Below are 4,206 nucleotides of genomic sequence, written 5' to 3' on the forward strand. Positions count from 1 at the left end.
GTACTCAGATGGGCGCGATCATCTCTCGGGCGCAACTCGAGCGGGTCGAGCAGTACGTGGCGCAAGCAAAGGAGGAGGGCGCGCGACTACTTACAGGCGGGCGGCGCCCCGAAGGCCAGCAGTYTGAGCGCGGCTTCTGGTACGAACCGACCGTCTTCGCTGACGTGACGCCGGACATGAGGCTGGCTCGCGAGGAGGTGTTTGGGCCGGTTCTTTCCATCATGCGTTGGCGTGACGTCGATGAGGCCATTGCCATTGCCAACTCCGTCGAGCTGGGTCTGACAGGCGCCATTTGGACGCGGGACATCTCAGTGGCTCTGAAGACGGCGCGCCGGCTGCACGCTGGCTACATCTGGATCAATGGCGTCGCCTCCAATGCTCGCGCCATTCCGTTCGGAGGCGTCAAGAACAGCGGGCTGGGACGCGAGCGCGGCTTGGAGGAGTTGTACTCGTACACGGAGGAAAAGTCCGTGCAGATCTTTCTTTAGACCACAATCGTTGCTTGAAATAAATCCCAAATGGCGGTATATTTGAATTCAACGGATTGTGAATTTCAGGTCTGGTTTCGCTGAGAAGTGGCCATCAGTGCCCACTGTGCCCGGCGACCGAGATCTAACAGGAGACGCCATGAGAACGTTGTTGCGCTGGTTGGTTCTGGGATCGACATGGTTGGCCCTCGGGTCGGCTTGGGCTCAGTCGTACCCTGATACGTCCAGGCCGCTCAAAATCCTGGTGCCGTTTGGCGCTGCCAGCTCCACCGATCTGCTGGCGCGCGCGCTCGCCCAAGGGATTACCGAAGTCTCGGGGCTCAACGCCATCGTGGAGAACAAGGCCGGCGCGGAGGGGCAGATCGGCATGAGCGCCGCCAAGGCGGCAGCCCCCGACGGCTACACGCTGGTCATGACAACCAGCTCGACCCAGGTGCTGAACCCCCACATGTTGGGCAAGCTTTCGTACGATCCGGTCGCCGACTTCGTGCCCATTGGCGGAGTCGGCAAGTTCGCGCTCATCTTGAACGCCGGGCCGAGCCTGCCGCAAAAGAGCGCCCGGGAGTTTATTGAGGCTGCAAGGGCCCATCCTGGGAAGTACAGCTTTGGCAGTGGAACTGCGACAACTCGCCTCGCGGGCGAATTGCTGCAAAGCGTCGCCGGTATCAAGCTGCTGTCGGTGCCCTACAAGTCGCAGACGGAGGCGATCACCGGCCTGGCAGGCGGTCAGGTGGACCTGGTATTCATGGATTTGCCCGGCTCTGCTGCGCAGCACAAGACCGGGCGCGTTCGCCCCTTGGCGGTATCGGGGGGCAGCCGAATGGAGGCACTTGCGAACGTTCCCACCCTCCAGGAGCAAGGACTGGCCGGATTCGAGGTGACGGGCTGGTGGGCGACTTACTTCCCAGCGAAAACGCCGCCGGCCATCGTCGCAGCCATGCGGGGCATCTTGCAGAAGGCGGTGCAGACCCAGCCAGTCAAGGATGCCTTTACAAACTTTGGACTGGAGCCGATGCCAGTTTTTGGCGACGAGCTTGCGGCCGTCCAGCGGCGCGATCTCGAGCGATGGGGCAGGCTGGTGCGCTCGACGAACTTGACAACGCAGTGAGGCCGTCGAGGCCACGCGGCCTCCGCGGGGAGCCGGTGGCATCTGCCGGCCAGCGTCTTCCTTGAAAACAACTTCCTAAGGGTCATATCAGATGAACGAAAAAGCTTTTGTCCACACCCCCGACGATTCCGGCGTGCCGGCGTCTGCCCGGGATTTCAGCGTCAAGGACAGGGTGGTCATCATCACTGGCGCCGGCCAAGGCATTGGTCGTGAGTTCGCCCGGCAGTTCGCCGCAGCCGGGGCGATTCCGGTCATTGCCGACCTCAGCCTCGAGAGCGCGCAACGCGTGYGCGCGGAAATAGAGGCGGCCGGTGGCCAAGCCATGGCAACGAAGGTCGATGTTGGCGACAGGGCGTCGGTGGATGCAATGGCTGCGGGCGTTCTGGCGCAGCACGGGCGCATTGACGCGCTGATCAACAACGCGGCGATCTTTGCAACACTCCAAAAGAAGCCGTTCGACCAAATTTCCCAGCAGGAGTGGGACCTGGTGATGAAAGTCAACGTCACCGGGGTGTTCAACTGCGCATCCGCAGTGGCGTCGACCATGCGCGCCGCGCAATGGGGGCGCATCGTCAACATCTCGTCCGATTCGGTACCGTTGGGAGTGGCCAACTACCTGCACTACGTGACATCCAAGTCGGCGCTCATCGGGATGACCAATGCCTTGGCGCGCGAGCTTGGCAAAGATGGCGTCACGGTCAATTGCGTGCGGCCGGGCGGCGTGGCGACGGAGGTAGATCGCGCCGTCAACCCAACGCTGGAGCGCCGCCAGCAGATGCTGGGACAACAGTGCGTTCCCAAGGGACAGGTTCCCTCCGACTTGGTGGGGCTGGTCATGTTCCTCAGCACGCCTGCTTCCGCTTTCGTCAGTGGCCAGACCATCGCATGCGACGGTGGGCTGACCCACAGCCACTGATTCCTCTGACTCTTGGTCCCCTCACAGGACATTTAAGCAATGAATCACTACGGCAAGTTCTACATCAATGGTTGGTGGGTCGACCCCTTGTCTTCCCGAAAGACGTTCGAATTGGTGAACCCCGCGACGGAAGAGGTTTTTGCCACCGTCGCGCTGGGCGCAGCCGATGACGTGGATCGCGCGGTGAAATCCGCCCGCGCGGCCTTTGCGGGCTTCAGTGCGACGAGCAAGGCCGATCGCGTGGCGCAACTGCAGCGCATCGTGCAGGCGCTCGAGGAACGAGAGGGCGACCTGATGCAGGCCGCGACGCAGCAGATGGGTGCGCCTCAAAGCGCGGTGGGCGTGGTCCGAACCGCGATTGATGCCTTCAGGCAGGCGGCGTTGACCTTGACCAGCTATGAGTTCGAGACGCGCATGGGGCCGCACCTCATCCGCCGCGAGCCCATCGGCGTGTGCGGACTCATCACCGCCTGGAACCATCCCGTGCAGATCCTGTGCACGAAGCTTGCATCCGCGCTGGCTGCGGGCTGCACTGTGGTGGCGAAGCCCAGCGAGTTCACGCCGGTTAGTGCCATTCAGCTCGCTGAAGTCCTGCATGCGGCAGGGCTTCCCAAGGGCGTGTTCAACCTCGTGAATGGGGATGGGCCTACGGTGGGCAACGCCATCTCCAGTCACCCGGACGTGGAGATGGTGTCCTTCACCGGCTCCACGCGCGCCGGCGTTCTGATCGCCCAGGCCGCGGCCCCTACCGTCAAACGAGTGTGCCAGGAACTCGGTGGCAAGTCGGCCAACATCGTCCTGCCCGACGCGGACCTGGCCGCAGCGGTGCGCTGGAACGTCGCACGGGGCTGCTCCAACTCGGGCCAGTCTTGCCATTCGCCCACGCGCATCCTGGTGCACGAGAGCCAACTCGAGCAAGTGCTTGGGCTGGCCGCCGCAGAGATGAACAAAGTTGTCGTGGGCGACCCTCTTCATGAAGCCACCACGATGGGGCCGGTGGTCAACCAGGCCCAGTTCGAGCGGGTTCAGGAATACATCGCCAAAGGCATCGAAGAGGGCGCTCGGCTGGTGTGTGGCGGCCTGGGTCGCCCGCGTGGCCTGGAGCGAGGCTACTTTGTGCAGCCCACGTTGTTTGCCGAAGTCACCCCGGACATGACCATCGCCCGGGAAGAGATCTTTGGCCCCGTACTGGCCGTCATGACCTACCGCACCGAGGATGAGGCGATCGAAATCGCCAACGGCACCGTGTATGGCCTGGGTGCGTACCTCTTCACCTCGGATCCGCAACGAGGTCACGCCGTTGGCGCGCGACTGCGCGCCGGCCGAGTCTTCTTCAACGGCGCCCCGAGCAGCCCCGATGCACCCATGGGGGGCTACAAGCAGTCCGGCAACGGGCGCGAAATGGGCGTGTTCGGTCTGGAGGAATATCTGGAAGTCAAGGCCATGTTCGGCTTTCCGGCAGACGCGACGGCGTGATTCCCAATGAGCGGTGAGGGGGCCGCCGTCCTCCTTGCCCTCACCGCGACGCGCGCGCCGATACGGAACCGAAGGCGCGGGGCTGCCGGACCTCTTCGCCCACTTCGTCGGTCAGAATTTGGGTGAGGCGATTGGCGGCCCCCACGACGGCCTCGCAGTACGCGCTCAGCTTCTTGCGGTCCATGCGTTCTTCCGCACCTGCAATACCGATGCTGCCG

General features: G+C 63.4%; 4 protein-coding genes. All 4 read left to right on the forward strand.

From position 1 onward, the window contains the following. Nucleotides 1-488, forward strand: a 488-nt coding sequence (locus AC1DY5_RS44545) for an aldehyde dehydrogenase family protein (RefSeq protein ID WP_478120800.1), incomplete at its 5' end; no start/stop codon positions are given. A gap of 139 nt (nucleotides 489-627) precedes the next feature. Beyond that, on the forward strand, nucleotides 628-1,596 hold the full coding sequence (locus AC1DY5_RS44550; RefSeq protein WP_478120801.1) for a Bug family tripartite tricarboxylate transporter substrate binding protein: 969 nt from the start codon (nucleotides 628-630) through the stop codon (nucleotides 1,594-1,596). A 91-nt stretch (nucleotides 1,597-1,687) separates the two neighbouring features. Further along, nucleotides 1,688-2,512 carry an SDR family NAD(P)-dependent oxidoreductase gene (locus tag AC1DY5_RS44555; protein WP_478120802.1) on the forward strand — a complete coding sequence of 275 codons (825 nt, stop codon included), beginning with the start codon at nucleotides 1,688-1,690 and terminating at the stop codon, nucleotides 2,510-2,512. Between the two features lie 39 nt (nucleotides 2,513-2,551). After that, nucleotides 2,552-3,988: an aldehyde dehydrogenase family protein gene (locus AC1DY5_RS44560; RefSeq protein ID WP_478120803.1), complete on the forward strand. Its 1,437-nt coding sequence runs from the start codon at nucleotides 2,552-2,554 to the stop codon at nucleotides 3,986-3,988. Nucleotides 3,989-4,206: the final 218 nt, after the last annotated feature.

The sequence above is a fragment of the Variovorax sp. P4_D9 genome, from assembly GCF_056401695.1.